This is a genomic window from Isoptericola sp. NPDC057391 (assembly GCF_042668085.1).
In the GTDB taxonomy this organism is placed as follows: domain Bacteria; phylum Actinomycetota; class Actinomycetes; order Actinomycetales; family Cellulomonadaceae; genus Isoptericola.
In genome coordinates this window covers 1-4,618 of sequence record NZ_JBHVBO010000255.1, presented here as the reverse complement: position 1 = coordinate 4,618, position 4,618 = coordinate 1, and the positions used below count along the sequence as shown (strand labels likewise).

Here is a 4,618-nt window from a genome sequence, read left to right as displayed (position 1 = left end):
CAACCAGGTTGCGGCCCGCCCCCTCTCTATCTCGCGGGTCCCGGTTCTCTATCTCGGCGAGATCTCCTCCCTCGCGGCGATGACCCGCCCCAGCTCCGCGCGCAGCTCGGCCGTGCCGGGGCGCAGGGCGAGCGACTCCAGGTGCTGGCGCGCCTCCGCGACGCGCCCCGCCTCGAGGGCCGCGAGCACGAGCTGACGGCCCACCTCGGGCGTGTGCTCGCGCGCGCGCCAGTGCCCGATGCCGAGCCCCAGCGCCTCCGTCGCCATGCCGGCGTCGCGCAGGATCGCCAGGCCCTCGGCCAGCGCCTCGCCGCCGGGGTCGCGCTCCGCCGCGGTGGCCAGCCGGCGGGCCGCGCCCTCCGGGTCGTCGGCGACGGACAGCCGCCCGAGCTCGAGCAGCGGACGCCACCCGCGCGGGTGGCCGGCGAGCTCCTCCGCGAGCGACCACACGGCGAGGTCCGCGGCGCGCTGCTGCGCGGCCTCGTCGGTCGGGGCCGTCAGCGGGTCCTCCGGGTTCGGCGACTCGGCCGCGCGCCGTCGCACGATCTCCGCGAGCGCCCGGAAGGCGGGCGCGTCGTTGGGGTCGTCGGTGAGGATGGCCCGCAGGGCGTCCTCGGACTGCGTGTCCCCGTACTCCCGCGACGACGACGGCCGGCGGGCCGCCACCGTCGAGGCGGAGAACGGCCGGCGCAGCAGCTGCCGGAGCCGGGGCATGAGGGCCATGGGACCGACACTATCCAATGAGCCCCGCCCCGGCCGGGCCGGCTCCGGCCGACCGGACCTTTGTGCACTCCCCACAACCGCGCCCGTATCCTCGACCCATGACGACCAGCGGCACGCCGACCTCCACGACCGACGGGACCGCCGTCCCCGAGGACAGCACGGAGGGCGCCCCCGTCTCCCGGGGCGAGAACGTGCAGCGCGTGCGGGAGGGCATGGGGCTGCTCACCTCGACCGCGATGCGCCGCCTCGAGGAGGAGGTGCACTGGTACCGGCAGCTCCCGGCGGAGGACCGGTCGTACGTGGCCCTGGTCGCGCAGTCCGGCATCAACGCGTTCGTGAGCTGGTTCGCCGAGCCCACGCCCACCCCGCACGGCGTGGGCGAGATGTTCGCCGCCGCGCCGCCGGAGCTCACGCGCTCCATCTCCCTGCAGCACACGCTGCAGCTCGTCCGCCTCATGGTCGACGTCGTGGAGCAGCACTCGGACGAGATCGCCGCCCCGGGCTACGAGCGCGAGCTGCGGGAGGCGGTGCTGCGGTACTCCCGCGAGATCGCCTTCTCGGCCGCCGAGGTGTACGCGCGGGCCGCCGAGGTGCGCGGTGCGTGGGACGCCCGCCTGGAGGCCCTGGTCGTGGACGCGCTGGTGCGCGGCGACGGCGACGACTCGCTCCGCTCGCGCGTCTCGGCGCTCGGCTGGAGCGGCCGCGGGCAGGCGCTCGTGGTGGTCGGCGAGGCGACGACGAGGCTCGACGACGTCCGCACGGCCGAGCTGCGGCGGCTCGCCCGCCGCGCCGCGGGCGACGCCCTGGTCGGCATCCACGGCGACCGGCTGGTGCTCGTGCTGGGCGGCGAGGGTGACCTGGTCGCCGCGGCCACGTCCCTCCTCGACCGCTTCGGCCCCGGGCCCGTGGTGATCGGCGGCGTCGTGCCCGACGTCTCGGACGCGGCGGCGTCGGCGGCCGCGGCGCTCGCCGGGCTGGCCGCGGCCCCCGCCTGGCCGCAGGCGCCACGCCCGGTGCTCGCCGACGAGATCCTGCCGGAGCGCGTGCTGACCGGCGACGTCACGGCGCGCCGCACCCTCGTGGCCCAGGCGTTCCGACCCCTCCAGGAGGCGTCGGGCTCGGTGCTCGAGACGCTGTCCGCCTATCTCGGCACCGGCCGCTCCCTCGAGGCCGCCGCGCGCCGCCTGTACGTGCACCCGAACACCGTGCGCTACCGGCTGCGCAAGGTCTCCGAGATCACCGGCTGGGACCCGCTCGACGCGCGCGAGTCCTTCGTGCTCCAGATCGCCCTCGCCCTCGGTCAGCTCGAGGGCGACCCGGGCGTGGGCTGACCGTGTCCGGTCGGGCCCGGGCGCCCCGCCGCCCCTTGGAGGATTCCCACAATCGCCTTCCGCGAGGTTCGTGCGCGTCGCGACGACGCGCCCACCGCGCGGGGTGACACCGTGGGCACGTGCTCGCCGTCGTCTGCCCTGGACAGGGCTCTCAGACCCCCGGGATGCTCAGCCCCTGGCTGGAGCTGCCCGGCACCGCCGACCTCCTCGACTCCTTCTCGGCCGCGGCCGGGACCGACCTCGCCCAGCACGGGACGACGTCGGACGCGGACACGATCCGCGACACCGCGGTGGCCCAGCCGCTGATCGTCTCGTCGTCGCTGCTCGCCCTGCGCGCCATCCTCGACGGCCGACCCACGACCGAGGTCGTGGACGTCACCGCGGGCCACTCGGTCGGCGAGCTCAGCGCCGCGGCGGTCGCGGGCGCGCTCGACGACGCCGGCGCCGTCGGCCTGGTCTCGCACCGCGCCCGCGCGATGGCGGAGGCCGCCGCGGCCGCGCCGTCCGGCATGAGCGCCGTCGTCGGCGGCGACCCCGACGAGGTGCTGGCCTCGATCGAGGCCGCCGGCCTGTTCCCCGCGAACGTCAACGGCGGCGGCCAGGTCGTGGCCGCGGGCGACCCGGAGCGCCTCGCCGCGCTGGCCGCCGACCCGCCGACCCGCGCCCGCGTCATCCCCCTGCAGGTCGCGGGCGCGTTCCACACGCCGTTCATGGAGACGGCGCGGGTCGCGTTCGAGCAGGTCGCGACCGGCTGGCTCGCCACCGACCCGCGTCTGCCGCTGCTGTCGGACGCCGACGGCGCCTCCTACGACACGCTCGCCGCCGGCTCCCACGGGCACGGCACCGCCACCGACGTGCTCGCGCGCCTCGCCGCGCAGGTCACCGCGCCGGTGCGCTGGGACCTGTGCCAGGCGACGCTCGCGGAGCGCGGCGTCACCGGCATCCTCGAGCTCGCGCCGGGCGGCGTCCTCACGGGCCTGGCCAAGCGCGCGCTCAAGGGCGTCGAGTCGGTCGCCGTGAAGTCCCCCGACGACGTCGAGGCCGCGCGCGACCTGATCGCGCGCCACTCGGTGGCCGCGGGCGCCGGGACCGCCGCGTGAGCCAGCCCGCGACCGGGCCGCGCCGCACGCTCCGGCAGGCCGAGCCGGTCCGCTTCTCGCGGATCCTCGCGATCGCCGGCGAGCGGGGCGAGCGCGTCGTGACGAACGACGACATCGCCGGCCCCATCGACTCGTCCGACGAGTGGATCCGCCAGCGCACGGGGATCGTCACGCGCCGCTACGCCCGCGCGGAGGTCGACGTGCTCGACCTGGCCGAGGCGGCGGCCCGCAAGGCGCTCGACGCCGCGGGCCTCACCGGCGCGGACGTGGACGTCGTGATCCTGTCCACGGTGACGTACTTCCACCAGACGCCGGCGGGCGCCGCGGTCCTCGCGGAGCGCCTCGGCGCCACCCCGGCCGCGGCCTACGACGTCTCGGCCGCCTGCGCCGGCTACGCCTACGGCCTCGGCCAGGCGGACGCGCTCGTGCGCTCCGGCGCCGCCCGGCACGTGCTGGTGATCGGCGCGGAGAAGATGTCCGACTTCGTCGACCCGACGGACCGCTCCATCTCGTTCCTGCTGGGCGACGGCGCGGGCGCGGCCGTCGTCGGGCCCTCGGACGCGCCGGGCATCGGCCCGACGGTGTGGGGCTCGGACGGCGCGAAGTCGCAGGCCATCACGCAGACGCGCGGCTGGTCGGACCTGCGGGCGGAGCCGACGGCCGGCTGGCCGACCCTGCGCCAGGACGGCCCGACCGTCTTCAAGTGGGCCAGCTTCCAGATGGCCCCGATCGCGGCGAAGGCGATGGCGGAGGCGGGCGTCGAGCCCGAGGACGTCCAGGTCTTCGTGCCGCACCAGGCGAACATGCGCATCATCGACCAGCTCGTCAAGCAGCTGCGGCTGCCGGAGAGCGTCGTCGTGGCGCGCGACATCGCCGACACGGGCAACACGTCCGCCGCGTCGATCCCGCTCGCCACCGAGCGGCTGATCGCCGAGGGGCAGGCCCGCTCCGGCGACCTGGCCCTGCAGATCGGCTTCGGCGCGGGCCTCGTCTACGCGGCCCAGGTCGTGGTGCTGCCCTAGCCTCTGGTGCGACCCGGGCCATCGGTCACGCCGATCGGTCGCCCGGGGTCGTGACCGACCCCCGTGGTGCGGGACAATCGCACCGCAACACCCCACGGTGCCGGACGGCCGGTACCCCGTTTCAAGGAGAGACGCACCCCATGGCTTACACCTCCCAGGAGATCCTCGAGGGCCTCGCCGAGATCGTCGCCGAGGAGACCGGTCTGCCCACGGACGCGGTCGTGTCGGAGAAGTCGTTCACGGACGACCTCGACATCGACTCGCTGTCGATGATGACGATCGTGACCCACGCCGAGGACAAGTTCGGCGTCCGCATCCCCGACGACGAGGTCAAGAACCTCACCACGGTCGGCGACGCCGTCTCGTACATCGAGGGTGCGCAGGCCGCGTGACGCCGCGGGGCGCTCGCCCCGCCGCGCGGGCGGGCCGGTGACCCCGGCCC

The 4,618-nt window shown here is 76.1% G+C and carries 5 protein-coding genes; 4 read left to right on the top strand and 1 reads right to left on the bottom strand.

The window, feature by feature from the left end:
- Positions 1 to 48: 48 nt before the first annotated feature.
- Entirely contained in the window at positions 49 to 723 is a 675-nt protein-coding gene (locus ACFUVW_RS19705) for a hypothetical protein (protein ID WP_430572991.1), read from the bottom strand.
- Between the two features lie 98 nt (positions 724 to 821).
- On the opposite strand from ACFUVW_RS19705, the gene ACFUVW_RS19700 reads away from it, so the two are divergent.
- The 4 genes from ACFUVW_RS19700 (at position 822) to ACFUVW_RS19685 (ending at position 4,568) form a co-directional block, all read left to right on the top strand.
- Positions 822 to 2,054: a PucR family transcriptional regulator gene (locus ACFUVW_RS19700; RefSeq protein WP_430572990.1), complete on the top strand. Its 1,233-nt coding sequence runs from the start codon at positions 822 to 824 to the stop codon at positions 2,052 to 2,054.
- Positions 2,055 to 2,173: 119 nt separating this feature from the next.
- Positions 2,174 to 3,154: an ACP S-malonyltransferase gene (locus ACFUVW_RS19695; protein WP_430572989.1), complete on the top strand. Its 981-nt coding sequence runs from the start codon at positions 2,174 to 2,176 to the stop codon at positions 3,152 to 3,154.
- Positions 3,151 to 4,176 (top strand): beta-ketoacyl-ACP synthase III, encoded by a 1,026-nt coding sequence (locus ACFUVW_RS19690; RefSeq protein WP_430572988.1) that lies wholly within the window; start codon positions 3,151 to 3,153, stop codon positions 4,174 to 4,176. Before ACFUVW_RS19695 ends, ACFUVW_RS19690 begins: the two co-directional genes overlap by 4 nt.
- Positions 4,177 to 4,316: 140 nt before the next feature.
- Positions 4,317 to 4,568 carry an acyl carrier protein gene (locus ACFUVW_RS19685; RefSeq protein ID WP_079574895.1) on the top strand — a complete coding sequence of 84 codons (252 nt, stop codon included), beginning with the start codon at positions 4,317 to 4,319 and terminating at the stop codon, positions 4,566 to 4,568.
- The last annotated feature ends 50 nt before the right edge of the window (positions 4,569 to 4,618 follow it).